The organism is Agrobacterium sp. K11 (genome assembly GCF_059429395.1).
The window spans coordinates 648,638-672,499 of the sequence record NZ_JCAHRB010000003.1; the positions used below are offsets into that span (position 1 = coordinate 648,638).

At 58.2% G+C, this 23,862-nt stretch carries 24 protein-coding genes; 15 read left to right on the top strand and 9 right to left on the bottom strand.

From position 1 onward, the window contains the following. The first annotated feature begins 191 nt into the window (after positions 1-191). The 6 genes from lptC to ptsN all read left to right on the top strand — a co-directional run bounded on the left by lptC (position 192) and on the right by ptsN (position 5,320). Positions 192-857: an LPS export ABC transporter periplasmic protein LptC gene (gene lptC / locus AC5SEO_RS08325; protein ID WP_003514764.1), complete on the top strand. Its 666-nt coding sequence runs from the start codon at positions 192-194 to the stop codon at positions 855-857. A gap of 13 nt (positions 858-870) precedes the next feature. Next, positions 871-1,437 (top strand): LptA/OstA family protein, encoded by a 567-nt coding sequence (locus tag AC5SEO_RS08330; protein WP_003514763.1) that lies wholly within the window; start codon positions 871-873, stop codon positions 1,435-1,437. 9 nt (positions 1,438-1,446) lie between these two features. Further along, entirely contained in the window at positions 1,447-2,256 is an 810-nt protein-coding gene (gene lptB / locus AC5SEO_RS08335; protein WP_003514762.1) for an LPS export ABC transporter ATP-binding protein, read from the top strand. A gap of 153 nt (positions 2,257-2,409) precedes the next feature. Beyond that, positions 2,410-3,960 (top strand): RNA polymerase factor sigma-54, encoded by a 1,551-nt coding sequence (gene rpoN, locus AC5SEO_RS08340; RefSeq protein ID WP_026330653.1) that lies wholly within the window; start codon positions 2,410-2,412, stop codon positions 3,958-3,960. 234 nt (positions 3,961-4,194) lie between these two features. Further along, positions 4,195-4,776, top strand: a complete 582-nt coding sequence (gene hpf / locus AC5SEO_RS08345; RefSeq protein WP_003514759.1) for a ribosome hibernation-promoting factor, HPF/YfiA family — start codon at positions 4,195-4,197, stop codon at positions 4,774-4,776. 82 nt (positions 4,777-4,858) lie between these two features. Further along, on the top strand, positions 4,859-5,320 hold the full coding sequence (ptsN, locus tag AC5SEO_RS08350; RefSeq protein WP_003493488.1) for a PTS IIA-like nitrogen regulatory protein PtsN: 462 nt from the start codon (positions 4,859-4,861) through the stop codon (positions 5,318-5,320). Between the two features lie 129 nt (positions 5,321-5,449). Here ptsN and grpE read toward each other — a convergent pair whose 3' ends face one another. Together grpE and hrcA are read right to left on the bottom strand one after the other, a co-directional pair. Next, positions 5,450-6,085, bottom strand: a complete 636-nt coding sequence (gene grpE, locus AC5SEO_RS08355; RefSeq protein ID WP_003514756.1) for a nucleotide exchange factor GrpE — start codon at positions 6,083-6,085, stop codon at positions 5,450-5,452. Positions 6,086-6,198: 113 nt separating this feature from the next. Further along, complete coding sequence (gene hrcA, locus AC5SEO_RS08360) at positions 6,199-7,290, bottom strand: heat-inducible transcriptional repressor HrcA (RefSeq protein ID WP_003514754.1); 1,092 nt, start codon at positions 7,288-7,290, stop codon at positions 6,199-6,201. A gap of 136 nt (positions 7,291-7,426) precedes the next feature. On the opposite strand from hrcA, the gene rph reads away from it, so the two are divergent. From rph to hemW, 3 genes are read left to right on the top strand one after another with little or no spacing between them, the layout of a single operon-like run. Then, positions 7,427-8,143 (top strand): ribonuclease PH, encoded by a 717-nt coding sequence (gene rph / locus AC5SEO_RS08365; RefSeq protein WP_003514752.1) that lies wholly within the window; start codon positions 7,427-7,429, stop codon positions 8,141-8,143. Positions 8,144-8,160: 17 nt separating this feature from the next. Next, on the top strand, positions 8,161-8,805 hold the full coding sequence (gene rdgB / locus AC5SEO_RS08370) for an RdgB/HAM1 family non-canonical purine NTP pyrophosphatase (protein WP_174067968.1): 645 nt from the start codon (positions 8,161-8,163) through the stop codon (positions 8,803-8,805). 5 nt (positions 8,806-8,810) lie between these two features. Then, on the top strand, positions 8,811-10,010 hold the full coding sequence (gene hemW / locus AC5SEO_RS08375) for a radical SAM family heme chaperone HemW (protein ID WP_003514749.1): 1,200 nt from the start codon (positions 8,811-8,813) through the stop codon (positions 10,008-10,010). 74 nt (positions 10,011-10,084) lie between these two features. Here hemW and dnaA read toward each other — a convergent pair whose 3' ends face one another. From dnaA to mutM, 4 genes are all read right to left on the bottom strand, one after another. Continuing rightward, positions 10,085-11,548, bottom strand: a complete 1,464-nt coding sequence (gene dnaA, locus AC5SEO_RS08380; protein ID WP_236771114.1) for a chromosomal replication initiator protein DnaA — start codon at positions 11,546-11,548, stop codon at positions 10,085-10,087. Between the two features lie 871 nt (positions 11,549-12,419). After that, positions 12,420-12,686: a 30S ribosomal protein S20 gene (gene rpsT, locus AC5SEO_RS08385; protein ID WP_003493474.1), complete on the bottom strand. Its 267-nt coding sequence runs from the start codon at positions 12,684-12,686 to the stop codon at positions 12,420-12,422. Between the two features lie 194 nt (positions 12,687-12,880). Then, on the bottom strand, positions 12,881-13,654 hold the full coding sequence (locus tag AC5SEO_RS08390; protein ID WP_003514743.1) for an enoyl-CoA hydratase: 774 nt from the start codon (positions 13,652-13,654) through the stop codon (positions 12,881-12,883). Between the two features lie 31 nt (positions 13,655-13,685). Further along, positions 13,686-14,588 (bottom strand): bifunctional DNA-formamidopyrimidine glycosylase/DNA-(apurinic or apyrimidinic site) lyase, encoded by a 903-nt coding sequence (gene mutM / locus AC5SEO_RS08395; RefSeq protein WP_111782858.1) that lies wholly within the window; start codon positions 14,586-14,588, stop codon positions 13,686-13,688. Between the two features lie 143 nt (positions 14,589-14,731). On the opposite strand from mutM, the gene ubiE reads away from it, so the two are divergent. The 3 genes from ubiE to olsE all read left to right on the top strand — a co-directional run bounded on the left by ubiE (position 14,732) and on the right by olsE (position 18,197). Next, positions 14,732-15,508 carry a bifunctional demethylmenaquinone methyltransferase/2-methoxy-6-polyprenyl-1,4-benzoquinol methylase UbiE gene (ubiE, locus tag AC5SEO_RS08400; protein WP_080799684.1) on the top strand — a complete coding sequence of 259 codons (777 nt, stop codon included), beginning with the start codon at positions 14,732-14,734 and terminating at the stop codon, positions 15,506-15,508. Between the two features lie 36 nt (positions 15,509-15,544). Beyond that, positions 15,545-17,119 (top strand): 2-polyprenylphenol 6-hydroxylase, encoded by a 1,575-nt coding sequence (gene ubiB, locus AC5SEO_RS08405; protein ID WP_174067966.1) that lies wholly within the window; start codon positions 15,545-15,547, stop codon positions 17,117-17,119. 163 nt (positions 17,120-17,282) lie between these two features. Beyond that, on the top strand, positions 17,283-18,197 hold the full coding sequence (gene olsE / locus AC5SEO_RS08410; protein ID WP_003514735.1) for an ornithine lipid hydroxylase OlsE: 915 nt from the start codon (positions 17,283-17,285) through the stop codon (positions 18,195-18,197). Positions 18,198-18,220: 23 nt separating this feature from the next. Here olsE and AC5SEO_RS08415 read toward each other — a convergent pair whose 3' ends face one another. The 3 genes from AC5SEO_RS08415 to AC5SEO_RS08425 form a co-directional block, all read right to left on the bottom strand. Continuing rightward, positions 18,221-18,580, bottom strand: coding sequence for an MmcQ/YjbR family DNA-binding protein (locus AC5SEO_RS08415; protein WP_013635358.1), 360 nt, complete (start codon positions 18,578-18,580; stop codon positions 18,221-18,223). Continuing rightward, complete coding sequence (coaBC, locus tag AC5SEO_RS08420; RefSeq protein ID WP_174067965.1) at positions 18,577-19,782, bottom strand: bifunctional phosphopantothenoylcysteine decarboxylase/phosphopantothenate--cysteine ligase CoaBC; 1,206 nt, start codon at positions 19,780-19,782, stop codon at positions 18,577-18,579. Before coaBC ends, AC5SEO_RS08415 begins: the two co-directional genes overlap by 4 nt. 70 nt (positions 19,783-19,852) lie before the next feature. Beyond that, complete coding sequence (locus AC5SEO_RS08425) at positions 19,853-21,436, bottom strand: peptide chain release factor 3 (protein ID WP_003514729.1); 1,584 nt, start codon at positions 21,434-21,436, stop codon at positions 19,853-19,855. 90 nt (positions 21,437-21,526) lie between these two features. On the opposite strand from AC5SEO_RS08425, the gene dut reads away from it, so the two are divergent. The 3 genes from dut to cysK all read left to right on the top strand — a co-directional run bounded on the left by dut (position 21,527) and on the right by cysK (position 23,816). Next, positions 21,527-21,997, top strand: coding sequence for a dUTP diphosphatase (dut, locus tag AC5SEO_RS08430; RefSeq protein ID WP_174060676.1), 471 nt, complete (start codon positions 21,527-21,529; stop codon positions 21,995-21,997). Positions 21,998-22,073: 76 nt separating this feature from the next. Beyond that, positions 22,074-22,691 carry a LysE family translocator gene (locus AC5SEO_RS08435; RefSeq protein WP_065659812.1) on the top strand — a complete coding sequence of 206 codons (618 nt, stop codon included), beginning with the start codon at positions 22,074-22,076 and terminating at the stop codon, positions 22,689-22,691. Between the two features lie 156 nt (positions 22,692-22,847). After that, positions 22,848-23,816 (top strand): cysteine synthase A, encoded by a 969-nt coding sequence (gene cysK / locus AC5SEO_RS08440; protein ID WP_003514725.1) that lies wholly within the window; start codon positions 22,848-22,850, stop codon positions 23,814-23,816. Positions 23,817-23,862 lie beyond the last annotated feature (46 nt).

Sequence of the window (23,862 nt, forward strand, 5' to 3'; positions counted from 1 at the left end):
CTTCTAGCGCGAAGCCGCAAGGAAACAATAAGGAAACCAGAATTACGATTAAATTCGCATTTCCCTTGCACCTTTCCAGACAAAAACCATATTGGCAGGACACAGCACTCATGCCAAAGACATCAAGATAAACATATAAGCTTCAGTTGCGCGCCAAAGTGGCGCCTAGGAAGTTTTCCGGACCCACTCTTATGCTCGAAAGACTCCGCCAACCCGCGCCAGCGTTTCCGCTGCCCAATGACCAGAACGGCGCTTATGAGCGCGCGCTGAGGCATTCCGCGCGCGTGAAGCGGCTGAAAATCATTCTGCCGCTCGGTGCGGCGATCATCTCGTTTGCCTTCGTCGCCGTTTCGCTCATTCGCACCTGGGCGCCCGAAGAGGTTTCGCTTGAAAGCGCAAGGATCGAAGACGGCAAGATCGTGATGGAAAAGCCGGCCGTTGCGGGCCGCAACGAGAAGGGGATCGACTACTCCATGAACGCAGATCGTGCGTTGCAGGATATCGCCAACCCCAACCTCATGACGCTCGAAAGGGTTCTGGCTGCGGTGCCTGTGAACGACAGCGTCGCCCAGGTGATCGCCAAGGAAGGCATTTTCGACCGGGCCACCAACACGCTGAAGATGACCGCCCCTTTTGACATCAATCTCAGCAATGGCATACAAGCGAAGTTCCAATCTGCGGATGTCGATCTGAAGGCTGGAAAAATGAGCAGCAAAGAGCCGGTTTCGATCAAAACAAACGACGGCGCCATTGTTGCGCAATCGATTGATATCGCGGATAATGGCAAGACTATTACATTTTCGGGGCAGGTACGCGCACGTATCGCTGCATCCAATATCAAGAATGAAGGCAAGTGAGAGCCCGGTCCAGATGATGCAAATTTCCCGTCCCGTTTCCCTTGGCAAATCCGCAGGCGTTACAGCCGCAGCTTTTGCTTTTTCCTGTCTTGCAACCGTGGCTTTCGCTCAGAACACCACCAGCAACATGACAGGCGTCAAGCTCTCCGGCGACCAGCCGATCGCTATCGAAAGCGATCAGCTCGAGATTCGGGACCAGGAGCGCAAGGCCTATTTCACCGGTAACGTGAAAGTTGTGCAGGGCACCACCACCCTTCAGGCCGGCAAGATGACGGTCAATTACAAGGGTGAAGGTTCCTCGCTCACCAGCGGTGACGCCAACATCGAAAAAATCTTCGTCGACAATAACGTCTACCTGACGTCCGAGACGCAGAAGGCAACGGCCGATCACGGCGAATTCGACATGGCGGCGCAGACCTTCATTCTGACCGGCAAGCAGGTTGTGCTGTCCGAGGGCGCGAATGTCTTCACCGGCTGCAAGCTCACTGTTCTGATGAATTCGGGGCAGGCAAAGCTCGAAAGCTGCGGCGGCCCTGTCCGGATCATGCTCGATCCGAAATCGCAGCAGAAGAAACAGTAGTCTCACCTCGTGAAGATAGCCTCGATCTCAAAAATATTTGGCGGTGGGCGCGACCGACCTGTGGACGCTGCGTCGCAGGCCGACAAGGCTCGCTATGACGGCACCCTGATCGCGCATGGTCTGACGAAGACCTATAATACACGGCGCGTCGTCAACGGCGTCTCGCTGGTCGTGCGCCGTGGTGAAGCCGTGGGGCTGCTTGGCCCGAACGGCGCGGGCAAAACCACCTGTTTCTACATGATCACGGGCCTCGTACCTGTCGATAGCGGCAAGATCGCCATCAACGGCAACGACGTCACTACCATGCCGATGTACAGGCGTGCCCGCCTCGGTGTCGGCTATCTGCCACAGGAAGCCTCCATTTTCCGTGGACTGACAGTCGAGGAAAACATCCGCGCCGTGCTGGAAGTGCACGAACCTGACAGCGCCAAGCGCAGCCGCAAGCTCGATGAGTTGCTGGAAGAGTTCCACATTGCGCAGCTGCGCAAATCGCCCGCTGTCGCGCTGTCGGGCGGCGAACGTCGCCGTCTGGAAATCGCCCGTGCTCTGGCGACCGATCCGACCTTCATGCTTCTGGACGAACCTTTTGCCGGCGTCGATCCGATCTCCGTCAGCGACATTCAGAACCTTGTCAGACATTTGACCGCGCGCGGGATCGGCGTTCTCATCACCGACCACAATGTCCGCGAAACGCTCGGCCTCATTGACCGCGCCTATATCATCCATGCCGGTGAGGTTCTGACCCATGGCCGTGCGGACGATATCGTCAACAATCCGGATGTGCGCCGGCTCTATCTCGGCAATAATTTTAGCCTTTAAGCTCCCGGGCGCGAAAGATTCTTCATCGCGCCCCGCAGTGACGCTTGACCAAACATAATAAAAAAGCAATTTTTGGGCCAAGTTTCGTTGCCTGCGCAAAATTTATGAAATTTGTGGCGACGAAGAAGCTGTAAGGGGAGTTTCGCGTCCGCCATGGCATTATCTGCCAGCCTTTTGCTGCGTCAAAACCAGTCTCTCGTGATGACACCGCAACTGATGCAGTCCATCCAGCTGCTTCAGATGACGCATTTCGAACTGACGCAGTTCATCGCGCAGGAGGTGGAGCGCAATCCTTTGCTTGAAATTGCGGCAAACGACGGCGATTTGAGCAGCGATAGCCCTGTTGATGCGGAGAATTTCGGCGATGCCGACAGCGAAGGGTCCGACAAGTCCGCGCCGGTAACGGCCGACAGCGACGACTGGTACGGCGATCGCGCGGCAAATCTCGGCGAACAGCTCGACACCAGCTTCGAAAATGTCTTTCCCGACGATACCGAACCCAGAAAGCCCGACGCACCCGAACTTGCGGGGCAGTGGAAATCCATGCCCGGGCAGGAGTCAGGCGAGAGTTACGATCTCGACGACTTCGTTGCCGCGAAACAGACCCTCAGCGACCATCTCAATCAGCAATTGCCTCTCGCCATATCCTCTGTGGAAGACAGGATGATCGCCGATGCGCTGATCGGCCAGCTCGACGAGACCGGATATATCGCCGTAGATGCCGTCGAAGACGTCGCTGAACGGCTGGGGGCGGCGCCTTCGGCAGTGGAGCGAATTCTGGAGACGCTTCAGGGCTTTGATCCTCCCGGCGTGTTTTCCCGCTCGCTGAGCGAATGTCTGGCGATCCAGCTTGCCCAGAAGGACAGGCTTGATCCGGCAATGCGGGCTTTTATCGACAATCTGGAGCTTCTGGCGAAACGGGATTTCGCTTCTCTAAAAAAACTCTGCGGCGTGGATGAGGAAGACCTTCTCGACATGCTGGCGGAAATCCGCACGCTCAATCCGCGTCCGGGCGCTGGTTACGATTCGACCGTTTCCGAGACAATCGTTCCTGATATCATCATTCGCCCCTCCTCTGCCGGCGGCTGGCTTGTGGAAATCAACCCCGAGACCCTGCCGCGCGTGCTCATCAACCAGACCTATTTCGCAGAGGTTTCAAGGCACAAGTCGCGTGAGGGAGAGGATCAGGATTTCCTTTCCGAATGCATGCAGACGGCCCATTGGCTGACCCGCAGCCTCGACCAGCGCGCCAGAACGATCATGAAGGTGGCGACCGAAATCGTGCGCCAGCAGGACGCCTTTCTCGTCAATGGCGTGGACCACCTGCGCCCGCTGAACCTCAAGACGGTGGCCGACGCCATCAAGATGCACGAATCCACCGTCAGCCGGGTGACGTCGAAAAAATACATGCTGACGCCGCGCGGCCTGTTTGAGCTGAAATATTTCTTCAGTGTTTCCATCAGCTCGGTGGAAGGCGGTGACAGCCATTCGGCAGAAGCCGTGCGTCATCGCATCAAGGCGATGATCGCGCAGGAGGCCGCCGACGCAGTGCTTTCCGATGACGATATCGTCGATAATCTGAAAAAGAGTGGTATCGATCTTGCCCGCCGGACCGTGGCCAAATATCGCGAGGCGATGAACATCCCATCCTCCGTTCAGAGACGGCGCGAGAAGAAGGCCCTGGCCAGACTGTCGGCGTTCTGAGCGGTGGCGCTGGTCACGTTTTCAGGGCTTTCCAGCCGCACCATTGACTCTTGCTACGGCAAGGGCTAGAAGCCCGCCGCACACGTAAGCAAGGTCATTTGTAACGGATTCATCTCCACCGTCCATGGGCGTAAAATTCGAATGGGGGCTTTTAAAGGCCTTCGAAACGCTTGGATGCGCGCGCGGCTTGACGTAAGCTGGTACTCGCAAATCACTACAAAAAGGAAATTTTCCATGAGTGTGCGTGTATCTGGTAAACATATGGAGATCGGCGAATCTTTCCGGCAGCGGATTGAGGACAATATAGGTCTGGCAGTTACCAAATACTTCGATGGGGGGTATTCAGGCCAAGTGACCGTAGAGAAGTCCGGATCGCGTTTTGCAGCCGATTGCAAACTGCATCTCGATACGGGCGTTGTATTGCATGCGGCGGGTCAGGCAAATGATCCGCAAGCGAGTTTCGATGCCGCCGCCGAGCGTATCGAGAAGCGCCTGCGTCGCTACAAACGGAAGCTGAAGGACCATCACCACAATGGTTCCGCGGCGAACGGCGCGATGTCGGAAATCGCCTATACGGTAATGGATGCTGTCCCCGATGAGGACCACGAGGTTCCGGAAGACTACGCACCCACGATCGTTGCGGAAAGTTCGAAACAGATAAAGACGATGTCCGTCGCCAGCGCCGTGATGGCGCTCGACATGACGGACGAACCGGTTCTGCTGTTCCGCAGCCCCGGCAAGGAATATCTCAACATCGTCTACCGACGACATGACGGCAATATTGGCTGGATCGACGCGGAAACGATCAAGAGCTGAACAGTCTGACAAGACATGGGAGGCAGAGCGCGAAAGCGTATCTGCCTCCTGCATCGTCTCGATGGCATGAAGGAAAAAGAGAATGGCGTTGGCAGATTTGCTGCAACAAGATGCGATTATTCCCGCCCTCAAGGTGAATTCCAAAAAGCAATTGCTTCAGGAGCTGGCCGCAAAGGCAGCCAGAATTACCGGAGTCTCGGAACGGGAAGTTTTCGACGTCATCCTCCAGCGTGAGAAACTCGGCTCCACCGGTGTGGGGCACGGCATTGCCATTCCGCATGGCAAGCTGAGCAGCATCCATCAGATCACCGGCGTCTTCGCACGTCTTGAAACACCTGTTGATTTCGAGGCGCTGGATGACCAGCCGGTCGATCTGGTTTTCCTGCTGCTTGCACCCGAAGGCGCCGGCGCGGATCATCTGAAGGCGCTGTCGAGAATTGCCCGAGCTTTGCGCGACCCCGAGCTGGTGGCCAAGCTGCGTGCCACCGATTCCGACACGGCAATTTACGCCTTCCTCAATCAGGAGCAGGCGACCGCTGCCTGATCAAAGGCTGCCGACGGTCCTTTCCATGGACAAAAAACGCGCCCTTGAGGCGCGTTTTTTATTGGAGCATTTCAAACAAAAGCGCGTCCCGGTTTTTATATCCGGACGCGCTTTAGATGAGGGAATGCCTCACGCATCCTTCTCGTTGACGGAGGCGGTGCCCGGCTCGGGCGCTGCGGCGGTCTCCACCTTCGGGCCACCCTTTGAGACGCCAACCATGGCGGGGCGCAGCACCCGGTCACCGATGGTGAAACCGGCCTGAACCACCTGCAGTACCGTGTTGTTCGGAACTGCTGTGTTCGGAATTTCGAACATCGCCTGGTGGAAATTCGGATCGAATTTCTGGCCTTCCGCATCGATCTTTTTGACGCCATGTCGCTCCAGCGTCGAGAGCATCGAGCGCTCCGTCATCTCGACACCTTCGATCAGGCCGTTGAGACCGGCTTCGCCATTGGTCTTGAGTTCGTCAGGAATGGCTTCAAGAGCGCGGCGAAGATTGTCGGAAACGGCAAGCATGTCGCGCGCGAAAGCGGCGAGAGAATAGGCCTTCGCATCCTTGACTTCGCGCTCGGTGCGGCGACGAAGATTGTCCATTTCTGCTGCAAGACGCAGGAACTTGTCGCGCAGATCGGCATTTTCGGCCCTGAGCAGTTCGATCGGATCGGGCTCGGCAGCTTCCGCCGTCTCTTCCCCTGTAAATGCGGGTTCGACAAACTCTTCGGCGACGTCCGCGTCAGGTCCGGGCTTTTTCGTATCGTCGGTCATGACGTTCTCCAGATTTGAATATTGTTGGTTGCGCCCGATATCGAGGTTTGAAGGGCAAAAATCAAGGCTTGCGGCGAAAAGCTTGCCGCATTCTCTAACCTTGCGGGCTTGTCCTATCTCTGCTTTCGGGAAAGGCGGGCCATAATTTGTGCGGTGTAGTCCACCATAGGCACGATACGGGCGTAATTTAGCCTCGTGGGACCGATGACGCCGACGGCACCCACAACGCGATTTTCCTCATCCCGATAAGGTGCCACGATCAGTGACGAGCCTGACAGCGAGAAGAGCTTGTTTTCCGAGCCGATGAAAATCCTGACGCCTGAGCCACTTTCCGCAAGGTTGAGTATCTCGATGAGATTTTCCTTACGTTCCAGATCGTCGAACAGCAGGCGCACACGATCGATATCTTCCTCACCGGCCAGACCTTCCAGCAGGTTGGAGCGTCCGCGGACGATGAGGCGGCCGAGCTTGCCCTCTTCATTGTCGCCCGCCCATATGGCGAGACCACGTTCAATGAGGTCCTGCGCGAGCGTGCCGAGTTCCGACTGCAATTCGGCACGCTGCGTCTGAAACTGGCCCCGCAGTTCTTGCAGCGTCTGCCCGGAAAGATGGGCATTGATGAAATTTGCCGCCTCTGTCAATTGCGATGACGAAATGCCGACCGGCAATTCGATGATACGGTTTTCGACCTGATTGTGGTCCCCTACCAGCACGGCAAGCGCCTTGGTGGGCTCCAGCCGGATGAATTCAACATGCTTGAGAATGACGTCGCTCTTGGCCGTCAGCACCAGGCCGGCACCGCGCGACATGCCTGAAAGCATGCGGCTTGCCTCCGTCAGCAACCCTTCCAGCGATTGCTCGTGGCCGGCGACCGGACCGATCTGGCGGTCGATACTGGCTCTCTCATCGGCGGGCAGATCGCCCACCTGCATGAATGCGTCCACGAAGAAGCGCAGCCCCGTCTGGGTGGGCAGGCGACCGGCGCTGATATGCGGCGAATAGATGAGACCCAGTTCCTCGAGGTCGCTCATGACGTTGCGAACGGAGGCCGGTGAAAGCGACATCGGCAACAGCCGCGACAGGCTGCGCGACCCCAAGGGTTCGCCGGTGTCGAGATAGCCTTCGACGATGCGCCGGAAAATCTCCCGCGACCGTTCATCCAGCAACGATGCCTGATCTTTTGAAAGCGGTGCGGAAAAGCCCATATCATCCGTTCTTTATCGTCAAAACTCTGTCCGTACCAATATAATGCGTTGCACCGCTGCGGCAAAATGGAAATTGGCTTTGCAAAACCCCGGGGCGCGCCTTAGAAGGCAGGAACCAACATGGAGAGTGGATCATATGCGGCCTTCAGGCAGAAAAACCGATCAGATGCGCAAGGTTTCCTTCGAGCGCAATTTCTCGAAACATGCCGAAGGTTCCTGTCTGGTCAAATTCGGTGATACGCATGTGCTCGTCACCGCAAGCCTTGAGGAAAAGACGCCGCCGTGGCTGCGCAACAGCGGCAAGGGCTGGGTCACCGCCGAATACGGCATGCTGCCGCGTTCCACCCATGAGCGGATGAAGCGCGAGGCCTCGGCCGGCAAGCAGGGCGGACGCACGCAGGAAATCCAGCGCCTCATCGGCCGCTCGCTGCGTGCAGTGGTCGACCTGCAGGCGCTTGGCGAGCGCCAGATCAGCATCGACTGCGACGTCATTCAGGCCGATGGCGGCACGCGCACGGCTTCCATCACCGGCGCATGGATCGCCCTGCATGATTGCCTGAAGTGGATGGAAACTCGCAACATGATCAAGGTCGAGAAGGTCCTGAAAGACCATATCGCCGCGATCTCCTGCGGCATCTTTGCAAAACAGCCGGTCATCGATCTCGATTATCTCGAGGATTCCTCCGCCGAGACCGATGCGAATTTCGTCATCACCGGCTCCGGCGGCATCGTCGAAGTGCAGGGAACCGCGGAAGGTGCCCCCTTCTCCGAAGAGGAATTCCTGACGCTGCTCGGTCTTGCAAAGGCCGGATGCAGCGAACTGGTCGCCCTTCAGAAGCAGGCAATCGCCTGAGCCGACAGGAAAACGTCATGCGCAAGCTCGATACCAGAACGATCGTTGTCGCCAGCCACAACAAGGGCAAGATCGCCGAAATCGCCGACCTGATCGGGCCTTTCGGCTTTTCAGCCAAATCGGCTGCGGAGCTGAACTTCGTGGAGCCGGACGAGACAGGCACCACCTTTGAGGAAAATGCTGCCATCAAGGCGCTTGCGTCTGCGAAGGCGTCCGGCCTGCCGGCTCTTTCTGACGATTCCGGTCTGGTGATCGATGCGCTGGATGGCGCGCCGGGCGTTTATACCGCCAATTGGGCTGAAACGGCTGACGGTACGCGCGACTTCGCCATGGCCATGCAGAAGGTCGAGGATGCGCTTGCCGAACGCGGTGCAACGAAGCCGGAAGACCGCACGGGCCGATTCGTCAGCGTGCTGTGCCTTGCCTGGCCGGACGGGCATGTCGAATATTTTCGCGGCGAGGTGGAAGGCACGGTGGCGTGGCCCCCGCGCGGAACGAGCGGTTTCGGCTATGACCCGATCTTCAAACCAGAAGGTTACGACACCACATTCGGTGAAATGACCGCAGACGAAAAACACGGCTGGAAGCACGGCGATGCGTTTGCGCGCTCCCACCGTGCCCGCGCGTTCAAAAAATTCGTCGAAACCTGTCTGGAGGCATGAACCCGATGACCGGGGAGCACCAACTTTCTGCCCCCGGCGCGTCGCTTCTGCCGGATACGGGCGATCCCGGTTTCGGGATCTATCTGCACTGGCCCTTCTGTGCGGCCAAATGCCCCTATTGCGATTTCAACAGCCATGTCCGCCACCGCCCGGTGGATCAGGAACGGTTCACTGCGGCGTTCCTCAGCGAAATGGCAAAGATGCGGGCGCTCAGCGGTCCGCGTGTCGTTACCAGCATTTTCATGGGCGGCGGTACACCTTCGCTGATGGACCCGCAGACCGTAGGCGCGCTTCTTGATGGCGTTTCGCGCTTCTGGCATGTGCCTGATGGTATCGAGATCACCATGGAGGCCAATCCTTCAAGCGTCGAGGCGGAGCGGTTTCGCGGTTACCGGGCAGCCGGCGTCAACCGCGTCTCGCTCGGCGTCCAGGCGCTGAACGACCGGGACCTGAAGTTCCTTGGCCGGCTGCATGATGTTGCCGATGCGCTTAAAGCCATCCGTCTGGCGCGGGAAATTTTTCCGCGCATGTCCTTCGATCTGATTTACGCCCGCCCGAACCAGACGGTGGCCGAATGGGACGCTGAGCTGAAGGAAGCCGTCTCCTACGCCGTCGACCATCTGTCGCTCTATCAGCTCACTATCGAGGAAGGCACGCCGTTCTACGGGCTGCACAAGGCTGGCAAGCTGATCGTACCGGATGGCGAGCATTCGGCGGTGCTTTATGAAGCGACGCAGGAAATCACCGAGCGTTACGGCATGCCGGCGTACGAGGTTTCCAATCACGCCCGCCCCGGTGCGGAAAGCCGCCATAACCTGACCTATTGGCGTTATGGCGATTATGCCGGTATTGGACCCGGTGCGCATGGACGCCTGACCAATGGCGCCTCCAAGCTCGCCACCGTCACCGAGCGCCATCCCGAAACCTGGCTCGAGACCGTAGAGCGTGAAGGCCACGGCATGGTCGATCAGGAGCTTCTCGGCGTCGACGAACAGGCAGACGAATTGCTGCTGATGGGCCTTCGCCTGCGCGAAGGCATTGATCTTGCTCGCTGGAGCGATCTCTCCGGCCGCGAACTCGACCCGGAGAAAGAGGAATTCCTCCTGCAACACGGCTTCGTGGAACGGATCGGCAATTCCCGCCTGCGCTGCACCCCTTCCGGCATGCTTATTCTGGATGCCGTGGTCGCCGATCTCGCCTGCTGACCGGCAGCCTGCCTGGTCCTGAGCCAATCAACAACCGAGAAACCAATAAAAAAGCGGCCCGAAGGCCGCTTTTTTCATGCGTTGTTTTCGTTGATAAGGCGCTTCAGCAGCTCAACCTCGTGGCCGAGCTTGGTGTCGCCGGAAATCAGATCCTCGATCTTGCGCACCGCGTGAAGAACCGTGGTGTGGTCGCGACCGCCGAAACGGCGACCGATCTCGGGAAATGAGCGCGGTGTCAGCATCTTGGCCAGATACATGGCGATCTGGCGCGGCTTGACGATGACGCGGGTGCGACGGTTGGAAACCAGCTCCTGCCGCGACACATTATAATGTCTGGCGACAATGCGCTGAATATCCTCGATACGGACGCGCTTGGCCTCCCCACTGCCGACGAGGTGCGACAGCAGCTCATCGACACGGTCAACCGAGAGGTTCGGCTCGAAAGAGCGCCGGAACATCAGCTGGTTGAAGGCGCCTTCAAGCTCGCGTCCGCTCGCCGTCACGCTTTTGGCCACGTGGGTCAGGATTTCGTCCGAAATCTCGAAAGACGGATCGTCCTGACGCGCCGAGCCCATGCGACGGTTGAGCATTTCGTAGCGCATGTCGTAATCGGGACCTTCGATCTCGATGGCCATGCCACCCTGAAGGCGCGAACGGACACGCGGATCAAGCGATTCCAGCTCCCACGGCGCGCGGTCAGCGGCCACGACTACCTGCTTGGCGCTGTCGAGCAGCATGTTCAACAGGTGGCAGAATTCGTGCTGGATCATCTTGCCCTGCAGGAACTGCATGTCGTCGATGACGAGAAGGTCGATATTGCGCAGGGTGTCCTTCAGCGTCAGCGCATCATTGTCGCGGATCGCGGTCGCAAAACGCCACATGAAATATTCGGCCGTCAGATAGACCACACGCGGGTTGCGCGGGCTGTCGATGGCGGCATTGGCAATCGCCTGCAGAAGGTGTGTCTTGCCAAGCCCGACACCCGCATGAATGAACAGCGGATTGAAGCGCACAGCACCGGCACCCGCTTCAGCGATCGTCTTTGCCGCCGCAAGCGCGACGCGGTTGGACGAGCCCTCGACAAAAGTGTCAAAGGTGAAACGCGTATCGAGCGGCGAACCGAACAGCGGCCCGGAGCTACCCTGCCGCAGCGTCGCCTGCGCCGCCGCAGACTGTGCAGAAGGTGCTGTCGCGGGCTGCGACGGAATGAAGGACTTGTTGCGCGCAACAGCGCCCATGTCCTGAACGGGCTGCACCCGTTCCTCGACCTGCGCGGGGCGGGCCGGGCGGCTGGCGGAGCGGACAAGAATTTCCACCTTCAGCACGTCCGGATCCTCGCTTTGGACGAGACTGGTGATCAGATCCATATAACGGTTGTTGATCCAGGACTTCAGAAAGGTCGTCGGAACGGTAAAACGGACGACGCTTTTCGAAACGGTGTGGAGTTTGAGCCGTGCAAACCAGCTTGCATAGACCTCGGGACCAACCTGTGCCTTCAGCCGCGCGCTAAAACGTTCAAACAGCGCATCGTGCTTCATTGCCGATTTATCCCCTGCCGCTTCTGAGCAAGCTGCATCACGAGCCTGTGGTGCGCGGTCCCCATCGGCCACCGCACCCATCGCCAAATTCAATTGCATATTGCCGCCTTTCAAATTGCCAATCATAGCCTGACGATCAAAAAACGATCGCCAGAGATCCCCCTCGTATTATTTCCCGCCTCCAGCACTCCCCTCGAAAGAGCGTCAAAGACTACTACTTGTTTGCGAGCCGGTTATCCCATTTCCCTCCCCTTCATGGAGAGGCCTGCGACACGCTAAAAACGCTCCTTTCGCTACAACTGTAAGGCGCATTCTTAAGGACAAAAAGCTCCAGCCCGTTCCGAGACCGAAACGGCACAAAAAGCTCAATGACCTGAGAAAACGGACCTCGAAAGGCCCGCCAGCAAGAAGGTGAATATCGTCGATACGATCATCGAGATAATCTGTGGACTGAGATCCGCACCCCTTGTTGAAATGCATTTAGGCAGGATCGTGGGGAGAGATCAATGGCGTTTTTTCTGCAAAAACTCAGATCGACCATTGACTCGCAATGGTCGTTTTGCATCACCGGCAAGGTCCGAAGCAGAATCGCTTATGAATCAATGAGATTCAATTTTGGCATTTTTCGATAGCCCGTTTTGGCAAAAAAATAAAAATCTTCTTGACTCAAAACTGGCTGCGACTTCCGTAGAGAAAGCTTCCCATTTTTCGGGAGACCTCCGGCAATCCATTGTTTTTATTCAGTTTTTCTTGTCGCTCATCTGACACGCGTTTGTCACGTTACGGCAGGAATGATTAACGTAGGGTTAGAATCACAAAAAGCCCGGTCAAAAGACCAGGCTTTTTGAATAGTTAATTGTGATTAGCCGGATTAGGCGGAAAGAGCCTTAACGCGCTGGGCAAGACGCGACACCTTACGGGATGCCGTGTTGCCATGCAGAACGCCACGCGTCGCTGCGCGCTGGATCTCAGGCTGAGCTGCCTTCAGAGCTTCGGTGGCTACTGCCAGATCGCCCGAAGCGATAGCTTCCTCGACCTTGCGGATGAAGCCGCGAACGCGCGAACGGCGAGCCTTGTTGACTGCGGTACGGCGAGCGATCTTGCGGGTCGCCTTTTTCGCCGAAGTTGTATTGGCCATGTATGCCTCTCTTCGAATTCAAACCAAATTCCGCAACCAGAGGATCGGGTCGTTCGAAGACCTCACTTAACCCAAGAATGCGGGAGTAATTTCGGACAAGCCGGATGGCTTTCCTTAACCGTGGGCGGGCATATACCGCTAAAGCGTACGCCCGTCAACGCGCAAATGGCGGAAAACGCCGATATTCCGAATCCTTAGCGATTCCGGAAAGCGGGTTTGCGCTTTTCAACGAAGGCCGCCATGCCCTCCTTCTGATCCGCTGTTGCAAAGAGCGACTGAAAGGATCGCCTTTCATATCTCAGCCCTTCCGAAAGAGGAACCTCGAAGGAGCGGTTGACGCTTTCCTTGGCCATGAGAACGGAAGCGCGAGACAGCGAGGCGATGCGCGTGGCGGCATCCACCGCCTCATCCATAAGATTTGCCGCGGGGACGATCCGCGAAACGAGGCCGGCGCGCTCTGCCTCGGCTGCATCCATCATGCGGCCGGTCAGAACCAGATCCATCGCCTTCGCCTTGCCCACCGCCCGCGTCAGCCGCTGCGAGCCGCCCATGCCGGGAATGACGCCAAGCGTGATTTCCGGCTGGCCGAATTTCGCCGTGTCCGAAGCGATGATGAAATCGCACATCATTGCCAGCTCACACCCGCCGCCCAGCGCAAAGCCGGAGACTGCGGCAATGACCGGCTTGCGGGTCGATGCGACCTCGTCCCAGCCGCCGAGAAAGTCGCCGACATAGGCATCGACAAAATCCAGCCCCTGCATTTCCTTGATGTCCGCGCCAGCGGCAAATGCCTTTTCCGACCCCGTTATAATGATCGCGCCGATGGAATCGTCAGCAGAGAACGAGGAGAGAATGTGCCGCAGTTCCTTCAGAAGCACCGAATTGAGGGCGTTGAGCGCCTTGGGCCGGTTGAGCGTGATGACGCCCACCTCGTCGCGCTTCTCGACCAGTATCGTTTCATAATCCACGGCAGTCTCCCTCGCCATTATTCCGCCTCAGCTACTTCTGGCAGGCCGCGCAATAAAAGGTCGAACGACCGGCCTGCACTATCCTTTCAACCGTACCCCCGCAGCCGGGTGTACGGCAAGGCTGGCCTTCCTGATCGTAGACTGAAAAGGAATGCTGAAAATAACCGAGCGTTCCGTCCGTCTGTATATGGTCGCGCAGGGAAGAGCCGCCGGCAGCGATTGCGTCCGCGATCACGTCCCGGATCTTCTCCGTGAGATTGATGAGCTGCGGCTTCGGCTCTCCCGTTTTGGTCACCAGCGTTCCCGCCGCCCGCAAAGGCGAGAGATGGGCACGCCACAGCGCCTCACAGACATAGATATTGCCGAGGCCCGCAATGACCTTCTGGTCCAGCAGCGTGCTTTTTAACGGCTGGCTTTTACCCTGGAACCGGCTCGCGAGATAATCCGCGCTCAGCGCGTTGCCGGTCGGTTCCGGTCCCAGCTCCGCAAAAGCGGGGTAGAGGTCGAGCTTGTTGCGCTCCACCAGATGCATGAAGCCGAAGCGGCGCGGGTCATTATAGATGACGCAGATGCGCTCTTCGCCCTTATCCAGATGAAAGACGACATGATCGTGCTTGCCGTCCTTCGAGCGGGCATAATGAAACGCGCCGGGCGCGTTCCTATTCCCTGCCTCATCTGCCGCCGCCTCGATACGGAACGAGCCGGACATTCCAAGATGGGCAACGATCGTCAGCCCGTCTTCCAGCTCTATCAAGAGATACTTCGCCCTGCGCCCGAGCGATATGATCGTCCTGCCCTCGATCAGGCCCGCGAAGTCCTCCGGAAACGGAAAACGCAGATCGGGACGGCCAAGGTGGAGCTTGCGGATTCTTGCCCCTTCCATGGTGGGCGCGAGGCCGCGTCTAACGGTTTCGACTTCTGGCAATTCTGGCATCTGGCTTATCCGGCAGTTTATCGTTAGGACCATGTGGTCTATACAATGCACGCGAAATGTCGCGCCCAGGCGATGCGGCAACAGATAGCGTCGCCATGGCGTTTCCGCTATGGTCCGCCACGCAATTAATATGGAGACAGACGATGACCGACGCCCGTACCACTGCCCAAGGCGGCATGGAAACGTCCTATGGCTTCCACAAAGTGGACGAAGGCAAAAAGCAGGGGCTGGTCAACGATGTCTTCCACAAGGTGGCCAAGCGCTACGACATTATGAACGACGTGATGTCGGCCGGCCTGCACCGGCTGTGGAAGGACGCCATGGTGTCCTCGCTTTCACCGCGCAAGGACGCCTCTTATAAGGTGCTTGACGTAGCTGGTGGCACCGGCGATATCGCTTTCCGCATCGTGGAAGCCTCCAACCGTCTGGCGCATGCCACCGTTCTCGATATCAACGGCTCGATGCTTGCCGTTGGCGAGGAGCGCGCTGCAAAACGAAAGCTCTCCGACAATCTGACCTTCGTTGAAGCAAATGCCGAGGAGCTGCCCTTCGAGGCGAATACCTTCGACGCCTATACGGTCGCCTTCGGCATTCGCAACGTACCGCGCATCGACGTTGCGCTGAAAGAAGCCTACCGCGTGCTGAAACGTGGCGGGCGACTGCTGGTGCTGGAATTTTCCGAAGTGGAAATGCCGCTACTCGACCGCGTCTATGATGCATGGTCGTTCAACGCCATTCCGCAATTCGGCAAGATGATCACCGGTGATGCCGAGCCCTATCAATATCTGGTCGAGTCTATCCGCAAATTCCCCAATCAGGAGGATTTCGCGACGATGATCCGTACCGCCGGCTTTTCGCGCGTGACCTATACAAATTACACCGGCGGTATCGCCGCCCTGCATTCCGGCTGGAAGCTTTAAGACCATGCCCGGCAAAAGCAGGAGACAAGCATAAGCATGAGCACTTTGGGCGCATATTTCCGCCTCGCAAGGGTTGGCTGGGTTCTCGTGCGCGAAGGCGTCGTGCTGGCCTTGCCATCCGATGACCTTCCTGCCTCCGCGCAAGTGATGAAGGCGTTGCTGAAGCCATTCGCCCGCAGCAAGGCCAAGCGGGCGCAGCGTAGCGACCGGCTGGCGGTAGCTGTCGAGCGGCTTGGCCCGTCCTATGTGAAGATGGGACAGTTTCTGGCCACAAGGCCGGATGTGGTCGGCGCCGACTTCGCCGACGATCTTGCGAGCCTGCAGGACCGCATGGCATTTTTCCCCGCAGCCGCGGCCAAGGCTAACATCGAAGGTTCGCTCGGGCGGTCTGTTTCGGAACTCTACAGGGAGTTTGGCGATCCGATCGCCGCCGCTTCCATCGCCCAGGTTCACCCGGCGATAGTGGATACGCCGAAAGGGCCGCGCAAGGTCGCCGTCAAGGTCATTCGCCCCGGCGTTCGCCAGCGCTTCCAGAACGATCTGGAGGCGATGTATCTGATCGCCGACCTGCAACAGCGTTTCGTCCGCTCTGCCCGCCGCCTGCGGCCGGTGGAAGTCACTCGCACGCTGGAACAGACAACCAAGATCGAGATGGATCTGCGGCTTGAGGCCGCCGCCCTTTCCGAACTTGCCGAAAATACCAACGAAGACCCCGGATTCCGCGTTCCGGAGGTAGATTGGGAACGCACCGGCCGCGATGTCGTCACCATGGAATGGATCGACGGCGTCAAGATGTCGGATATTGAGGGGCTGAAAGCTGCCGGCCACGATCTGAACAAGCTGGCTGATACTCTCATCCAGTCCTTCCTGCGGCACACGTTGCGCGACGGCTTTTTCCATGCCGACATGCACCCCGGCAATCTCTTTGTCGATCCGCAGGGCATGATCGTAGCCGTGGATATGGGCATTGCCGGGCGGCTGGGCAAAAAAGAACGCAGGTTCCTTGCCGAAATCCTCTACGGCTTCATCACCCGCGATTACATGCGCGTCGCGGAAGTGCACTTCGAGGCCGGTTATGTGCCGGGCCATCACGATAAAGCCAGCTTTGCGCAGGCGATCCGCGCCATCGGCGAACCGATCCACGGCCAGCCGGCCGAGACGATCTCCATGGGCAAGTTGCTGACGCTGCTGTTCGAAGTTACCGAGCTCTTCGACATGGAAACGCGCCCGGAACTGGTGATGCTGCAAAAGACCATGGTGGTGGTGGAAGGCGTATCCCGCATGCTCAATCCGCGTTTCAACATGTGGAAAGCGGCCGATCCGGTCGTCAGCGGCTGGATAAGGGACAATCTTGGCCCGAAACGCATTGTCACCGATCTGAAGGACGGCGTGAAGGCGGCTCTCAAGCTTGCGGAAGCGGCACCCGAGATCGCTGCCAAGACGGAGAAGCTGCATTCCGACCTGGTGTATATGAGCGAGAACGGCCTGCGTTTCGACGCCCAGACCGCGGAAGCGATCGGCAAGGCGGAAGCGCGCCATACCAAATGGGGCCGGGCGGCGCTCTGGGTGATTGCGCTGACGCTTCTCTATATCGCGATCAGGATCAGCTAAACGATATTCAAACTCGGCGCTCACGCCGGTGCGGCACACTTTCGAACCGAAAATCGCCGGTCTTCCAGTTCGATAGATGCGTACCATGCTGCTGCAACATATCGAGGATAATGACCTGATCTTGGTTGAAAGTTAAATGATTGCCGGACGGGAATTGAGATTGATGGCAAAAAATGAAGCCGTAAAACGGGTCCTTACCTATTGCTCTTGGCCCATGGTGTTTTTTCTCGGTCTTACCGGGGCTTATTTCGCTTTTTCGAGTGAGCATCCGATCACCACATTCCTCGCCGTCTACGCGGGCGCGGTGGCCAGCCTGTTTCTTCTTGAGCGTTACATTCCCTATGAGACGGAATGGCTTCAGTCTGATGGTGAAACCGTCAACAATATCGCCCACACGCTCTTGACCAAGGGGCTTGTTCAGCTTGCTGCCATGGCAGCGGTGCTCTTTCCAATGCTGACCGCCATTTTTCTGCAACCTTTGGCGGCCATGAAATTCGACCTGTGGCCTTCTCAGTTGCCGATGGTTGTTCAGGTCACGCTCGCCCTGATGATCGCTGAATTCGGTCTCTACTGGGCGCACCGTATCGCCCATGAAACGGTGTTCTTCTGGCGTTTCCACGCGCTTCATCACAGCGTTGTCCGTCTTTGGGTCGTCAATACGGGCCGTTTTCATGTGGCCGACTCGCTGTTCAAGATCGCGCTCAGCCAGATTCCGCTTTATCTCATGGGCGCGCCGTTGCAGGTGTTTTGGTGGCTCGCGGCTGTGACCGCCTTCATCGGCATTCTGACTCATTGCAATGTGGATATGAAAACCGGGCCTCTGGACTACGTGTTCAGCACGCCCCGGCTGCACCGTTGGCACCACTCCAAAGAGCTGCCTGAGGGAAATACAAATTATGGCGAGAACCTTGTGATTTTCGACCAGTTGTTCGGCAGCTATTTCAATCCCGATCGCCCTTCCTCGACCAACATCGGCATCAAGGGAGAAATTGCAAAGGGCTTTCTGCCACAGCTTTTTCAGCCTTTCACTAAAGAAGGGGTTCGCCAGATCATCGGGCGAAACACGAAAGAAAATTGAAGGGATTGGCGACAATGCCGCCTTCAGGCCGGGAGAATTCCCAGTTCGACCCGCAGCTTCTTCGTCAGCCCTGCGGCAACGAGTTCATAGGAGCGGCGGACATAGTGTTCCAGCTCCTCTTGCTCCAGCGGTGAATGATCGGAGATCGATATCCATTTGCGCTTGGCGAAATAAGGTGCCTGATGGATGCCTTCCAGCGAGGTGAGGATTTCGAAGCTTTCCTCCGAACATTTCACCACAAGCCGCCAGTCGTCACGCTCACCCAAAACGGAAAAGACCTTGTCTCCGACCTTGGCAACGTGGGAATCCCACTGATCGACGAAACGGACGCCCGGCCATTCTCCGAGCAACCTGTCGAATGTCTTGCGATCGAAAAGGCTCATGCGAGTTTCTCCACGATAAGGGCCGCCAGACGTTTGGCGACTTCGGCCTTGTCCATATCAGGCCAGGCCTCGATACCCTCATTCGAAATGATCTTCACGCTGTTGCGGTCTCCGCCCATGATGCCGGTTTCCGCCGAAACATCATTTGCAACGATATAATCGGCGCCCTTGCGCTCCAGTTTGGCTCGGCCGTTTTTCTCGACATCCTGCGTCTCGGCGGCGAAACCCACCACCAGCTTCGGGCGCTTTTCGTGGTGGCCGACGGTTTTGAGAATATCGGGGTTTTCCATAAGTTGCAGCGCAGGCGGGGCATCGCCCGGCTGCTTTTTGATCTTCTGCTCCGAAGAACCCGCCACCCGCCAGTCGGCGACAGCGGCAACCATGACGGCGATATCCACCGGCAGCCTTGAAATCACCGCATCGCGCATCTCCTCGGCACGCTCGACATGGACCGTTGCAACGCCCGCCGGATCGGCAATCGTGACGGGACCCGAGACCAGCGTTACCTCCGCACCCAACTCCGCAAGCGCAGCTGCGATGGCATGGCCCTGCTTGCCGGAGGAGCGGTTGGCGATGTAACGCACCGGATCGATCGGCTCATGGGTGGGGCCGGAGGTAACGATTGCCGTTCTGCCTTTTAAAGGCTTCGGCCCGCCATCCAGCAAAGCCTCGACGACTTGAACGATCTGCAAAGGCTCCGCCATACGACCAAGACCGGCCTCGCCCTTTTCCGCCATTTCGCCTGCCATAGGGCCGATGAAAAACACGCCGTCTTTTTTCAGCGTTTCGACATTGCGCACCGTTGGCTTTGCCGACCACATTTTTGGGTTCATGGCAGGTGCGACCAGCACCTTCCGATCGGTCGCCAGAAGGATCGTGGAGGCAAGATCATCAGCCAAACCATTCGCCATCTTCGCCATCAGATCAGCGGTGGCGGGCGCGACCAGCACGAGGTCGCATTCGCGTGCGAGCCGGATATGCCCGACATCCTGCTCGTCCTGCCTCGAAAAAAGCTCGGTGAAGACGTGGGTGGCGGACAGTGCGCCAACAGCAAGCGGAGTGACGAATTCCTGTGCGCCCTTCGTCATGACTGGCGTCACCTTCGCGCCGCGCTCTTTCAGACGGCGGATGAGGTCGAGGCTCTTATAGGCCGCGATGCCGCCGGAGATGATGAGGAGAATATGTTTGCCTGAAAGCGTCATGATGCCGGACCAGTTTCCCGTTTAACCGGGAAACTAAGCCCTTGGCATTCAAAGTGCAATCCGGCTGATATCACGCCGCCTTGGCAACGTGATATTCCTTGATCGCGACCATCTTGATCGCCGGAAACCGCTCGGATTCATACCGCAGCGAGAAGGCATCCTGCGCCAGAAACACCGGATCGCCATCCAGATCGCGAGCGATATCGCCGCGCTTGACGTTGAGGAACTTGTCCATTTCCGCCGGCTGATCGGACGAGATCCAGCGGCAGACGGAAAAGCGAGACATTTCAAACGAGACCGGCAGGCCATATTCGCCCATCAGCCGTTCCTTCAACACATCGAGCTGCAGCGCGCCGACAACGCCGACGATGGCGGGCGAGCCGTCTTCTGGTGAAAAGAGCTGCACGACACCTTCTTCCGCCATCTGCTGCAAAGCTTCCTTCAGCTTCTTCGCCTTCATCGCGTCTTCCAAGCGCACGCGGCGCAGGATTTCCGGCGAGAAGTTCGGCACGCCCTGGAATACGAGGTTTTCACCCTCGGTCAGCGTATCACCGATGCGCAGCGTGCCGTGATTGGGAATGCCGACCACATCGCCTGCAAAGGCGGTATCGGCCAGCTGGCGCTGTGACGCGAAGAAGAATTGCGGTGCGGTCAGCCCCATGAGCTTGCCGGTGCGCGACAGCCGCGCCTTCATGCCGCGCTCCAGCTTGCCGGAGCAGATGCGGGCAAAGGCGATGCGGTCGCGATGGTTGGGATCCATATTGGCCTGAATCTTGAACACGAAGGCCGTCATCTTGTCTTCCGCCGCATGCACGGTGCGGGTATCCGCCACCTGATCGCGCGGCGGCGGGGCGAAATCACCCAGCGCATTGATGAGGTCGCGCACACCGAAATTGCGCAGCGCCGAACCGAAGAATACCGGCGTCATGTGACCTTCCAGGAACGCCTGACGGTCGAAGGGGCGGCAGGCTTCCAGAGCCAGTTCCGTTTCCTCGATAAAGACCTTGCGCTCATTTTCCGGCAGACGATCGGCGACAGCCTGAGGGCCGTTGACCGAAAGGCCATCCACCTGCGTGTCGTTGCCACGAAAGGTGTTTTCAGCAAGATTGTAAGCGCCACAGAAGCTCTTCGCCCGGCCGACCGGCCAGGTGATCGGCGCGGTATCGAGCGCCAGCTTTTCCTCGACCTCGTCCAGAATCTCGAAGGGATCGCGGCTTTCGCGGTCCATCTTGTTGATGAAGGTGATGATCGGAATATCGCGCATGCGGCAAACTTCGAAAAGCTTCAGCGTGCGCGGCTCGATACCCTTGGCGGCATCGATGACCATGATCGCCGCATCCACCGCCGTCAGCGTGCGGTAGGTGTCATCGGCAAAGTCTTCGTGGCCGGGCGTATCGAGGATGTTGAAGACGCGGTCGTTATATTCGAAGGTCATGACCGAAGTGACGACCGAAATGCCGCGCTCGCGCTCGATCTTCATCCAGTCCGAACGGGTCTGGATGCGATCCTTCTTCGCCTTCACCTCACCGGCAAGCTGGATCGCTCCGCCGAATAGCAGCAGTTTTTCCGTAAGCGTGGTCTTACCCGCGTCCGGGTGCGCAATAATAGCAAAGGTGCGGCGGCGGGAGACCGCCTCGGCAAGTGTTTCGGCCATCTGACAAATCCTGTGGAATTGCGGGGTATCTAGCGTTTCAGGCCCGCATTTGCAATTGACCTTGCCGCGATCTCGGCAAACTAATGCCGCATGACCGTTCAAAATGATAATCGACCCCTCCTCCGGCTTGTGCGTCTCGCCAATGGCGCAGACCTCGAATTGCCTTCCTATGAAACCCGTGGCGCCGCCGGAATGGACCTGCGCGCCGCAGTGCCGGCCGATGAACCGCTGACTTTGCAGCCGGGCGAACGGGCGCTGGTGCCGACCGGTTTCGTCTTCGAGGTTCCGCAAGGCTATGAGGCGCAAATCCGTCCGCGCTCCGGCCTCGCCATCAAGAACGGCATCACCTGCCTCAATTCCCCCGGCACGGTGGACAGCGACTATCGCGGCGAAGTGAAGGTCATTCTCGCCAATCTGGGGCAAGCCGATTTTGTCATCGAGCGCGGCATGCGCATCGCACAGATGGTGATTGCACCAGTTACGCAGGTGGCAGTCAGCGAAGTGGCCGAAACATCCGAGACGTCACGCGGTGCCGGTGGTTTCGGCTCCACGGGGCTTTGACCAGCCCCCTTTATGGGCGATTGTTTTCACCCCTGATTTTCGCTATTGATCTGGCGGATTTTCGGGGAAAATGACCATGACGCTGACGACCCTTCTTGCCTATGCCACCGCACTCTTCATCGCCGCTGCCATCCCTGGCCCCGGCATGACGGCGATCGTGGCGCGCGCGCTTGGATCGGGGTTTCGGGAAACCTTCTTCATGGGCCTCGGGCTGGTGCTGGGCGACATGATCTACCTGACCGGCGTGATCCTCGGCCTCGCCTTCGTGGCGCAGACTTTTCAGGAGGCCTTCATGGTCCTGAAGTTTGCCGGCGCAGCCTATCTTCTCTATATCGCATGGAAGCTCTGGACCGCCGGCCTCTTGCCACAGGACCTGAAGGCGAAAAAAAGCACCAGCATTCCCATGTCGTTTCTGTCCGGCCTGCTGATCACGCTGGGCAATCCAAAAACCATGCTGTTTTATGTGGCGCTGGTGCCGACGCTGATCGACATCCGTATGATCGGCCCATCGGAATATGCGACACTTCTGGCGCTGACCTTCATCGTATTGATGGCCGTTCTCCTGCCTTACATCCTGCTTGCCGCCAAGGCGCGCAACCTCCTGAAACGGCCAAGTGCGTTGACGATCCTCAACCGCACCGCGGCGGGAATTCTGGCGGGAACGGCGACCATGATCGCGATCCGCAGCACCTGAAACGATTTCGTGCATTTGCCTGATTTATCGTGAATTTTTTCCGATAATCAGACGATATTAGGATGAACGTTCGCTGGCCTGACAAGACTATTGCTCCTATTCTGCCGCTGAAATCTTGCGGCCACACATCGTGTGGCCTTCATACAGGAGAGCATCATGCCCGAAGCCAGAAAGCCCGGACGCGGACGCGTCTATTCCTCCATCACCGAAACAATCGGCGATACGCCGATCGTGCGGCTGGACAAGCTGGCGAGGGAAAAGGGCGTGAAGGCCAATCTTCTCGCCAAGCTGGAGTTCTTCAACCCCATCGCCTCCGTGAAAGACCGCATTGGCGTTGCCATGATCGAAGCGCTGGAAGCCCAGGGCAAGATCACCCCCGGCAAAACGACGCTGGTTGAGCCGACCTCCGGCAACACGGGCATTGCGCTAGCCTTTGCCGCCGCCGCCAAGGGTTACAAGCTGATCTTGACCATGCCGGAAACGATGTCGGTCGAACGCCGGAAAATGCTGGCCTTGCTGGGCGCGGAACTGGTGTTGACCGAAGGCCCGAAGGGCATGAAGGGCGCCATCGCCAAGGCGCAGGAACTGGCCGAAACCCTGCCAGACGCGATTATTCCCCAGCAGTTCGAAAACCCCGCAAACCCGGATATTCATCGCAAGACGACAGCGGAAGAAATCTGGAACGACACCGAGGGTGCTGTCGATATTTTTGTTTCGGGCATCGGTACGGGTGGCACTATCACCGGTACGGGCCAGGTGCTGAAATCCCGCAAGCCGGAGGTGAAGGTCATTGCCGTCGAGCCAGCCGACAGCCCGGTTCTTTCCGGTGGCAACCCCGGTCCGCACAAGATCCAGGGCATCGGCGCCGGTTTTGCACCCGCGATCCTCGACACTGGAATCTATGACGAAATCGTCACCGTGACCAATGACGACGCTTTTGAAATCGCCCGTCTGGTGGCGAAGCTGGAAGGCGTACCCGTCGGCATCTCCTCGGGCGCGGCACTCGCAGCGGCGATCAAGGTCGGCGCACGTGAGGAAAATGCCGGCAAGAATATCGTCGTCATCATTCCCTCCTTCGCGGAACGTTACCTTTCGACCGCCCTTTTCGAAGGGCTTGGGCTTTAAGCCGTTCCTCTTCGGTCAGGCCGCAAACGCGCGCCTGACCGCAATG

Coding starts and splice junctions, on each gene's coding strand:
- lptC (WP_003514764.1), top strand. CDS start 192: ATGCTCGAAAGACTCCGCCAACCCGCGCCAGCGTTTCCGCTGCCCAAT.
- AC5SEO_RS08330 (WP_003514763.1), top strand. CDS start 871: ATGATGCAAATTTCCCGTCCCGTTTCCCTTGGCAAATCCGCAGGCGTT.
- rpoN (WP_026330653.1), top strand. CDS start 2,410: ATGGCATTATCTGCCAGCCTTTTGCTGCGTCAAAACCAGTCTCTCGTG.
- hpf (WP_003514759.1), top strand. CDS start 4,195: ATGAGTGTGCGTGTATCTGGTAAACATATGGAGATCGGCGAATCTTTC.
- ptsN (WP_003493488.1), top strand. CDS start 4,859: ATGGCGTTGGCAGATTTGCTGCAACAAGATGCGATTATTCCCGCCCTC.
- grpE (WP_003514756.1), bottom strand. CDS start 6,085: ATGACCGACGATACGAAAAAGCCCGGACCTGACGCGGACGTCGCCGAA.
- hrcA (WP_003514754.1), bottom strand. CDS start 7,290: ATGGGCTTTTCCGCACCGCTTTCAAAAGATCAGGCATCGTTGCTGGAT.
- rph (WP_003514752.1), top strand. CDS start 7,427: ATGCGGCCTTCAGGCAGAAAAACCGATCAGATGCGCAAGGTTTCCTTC.
- rdgB (WP_174067968.1), top strand. CDS start 8,161: ATGCGCAAGCTCGATACCAGAACGATCGTTGTCGCCAGCCACAACAAG.
- hemW (WP_003514749.1), top strand. CDS start 8,811: ATGACCGGGGAGCACCAACTTTCTGCCCCCGGCGCGTCGCTTCTGCCG.
- dnaA (WP_236771114.1), bottom strand. CDS start 11,548: ATGAAGCACGATGCGCTGTTTGAACGTTTTAGCGCGCGGCTGAAGGCA.
- rpsT (WP_003493474.1), bottom strand. CDS start 12,686: ATGGCCAATACAACTTCGGCGAAAAAGGCGACCCGCAAGATCGCTCGC.
- mutM (WP_111782858.1), bottom strand. CDS start 14,588: ATGCCAGAATTGCCAGAAGTCGAAACCGTTAGACGCGGCCTCGCGCCC.
- ubiE (WP_080799684.1), top strand. CDS start 14,732: ATGACCGACGCCCGTACCACTGCCCAAGGCGGCATGGAAACGTCCTAT.
- ubiB (WP_174067966.1), top strand. CDS start 15,545: ATGAGCACTTTGGGCGCATATTTCCGCCTCGCAAGGGTTGGCTGGGTT.
- olsE (WP_003514735.1), top strand. CDS start 17,283: ATGGCAAAAAATGAAGCCGTAAAACGGGTCCTTACCTATTGCTCTTGG.
- AC5SEO_RS08415 (WP_013635358.1), bottom strand. CDS start 18,580: ATGAGCCTTTTCGATCGCAAGACATTCGACAGGTTGCTCGGAGAATGG.
- coaBC (WP_174067965.1), bottom strand. CDS start 19,782: ATGACGCTTTCAGGCAAACATATTCTCCTCATCATCTCCGGCGGCATC.
- AC5SEO_RS08425 (WP_003514729.1), bottom strand. CDS start 21,436: ATGGCCGAAACACTTGCCGAGGCGGTCTCCCGCCGCCGCACCTTTGCT.
- dut (WP_174060676.1), top strand. CDS start 21,527: ATGACCGTTCAAAATGATAATCGACCCCTCCTCCGGCTTGTGCGTCTC.
- AC5SEO_RS08435 (WP_065659812.1), top strand. CDS start 22,074: ATGACGCTGACGACCCTTCTTGCCTATGCCACCGCACTCTTCATCGCC.
- cysK (WP_003514725.1), top strand. CDS start 22,848: ATGCCCGAAGCCAGAAAGCCCGGACGCGGACGCGTCTATTCCTCCATC.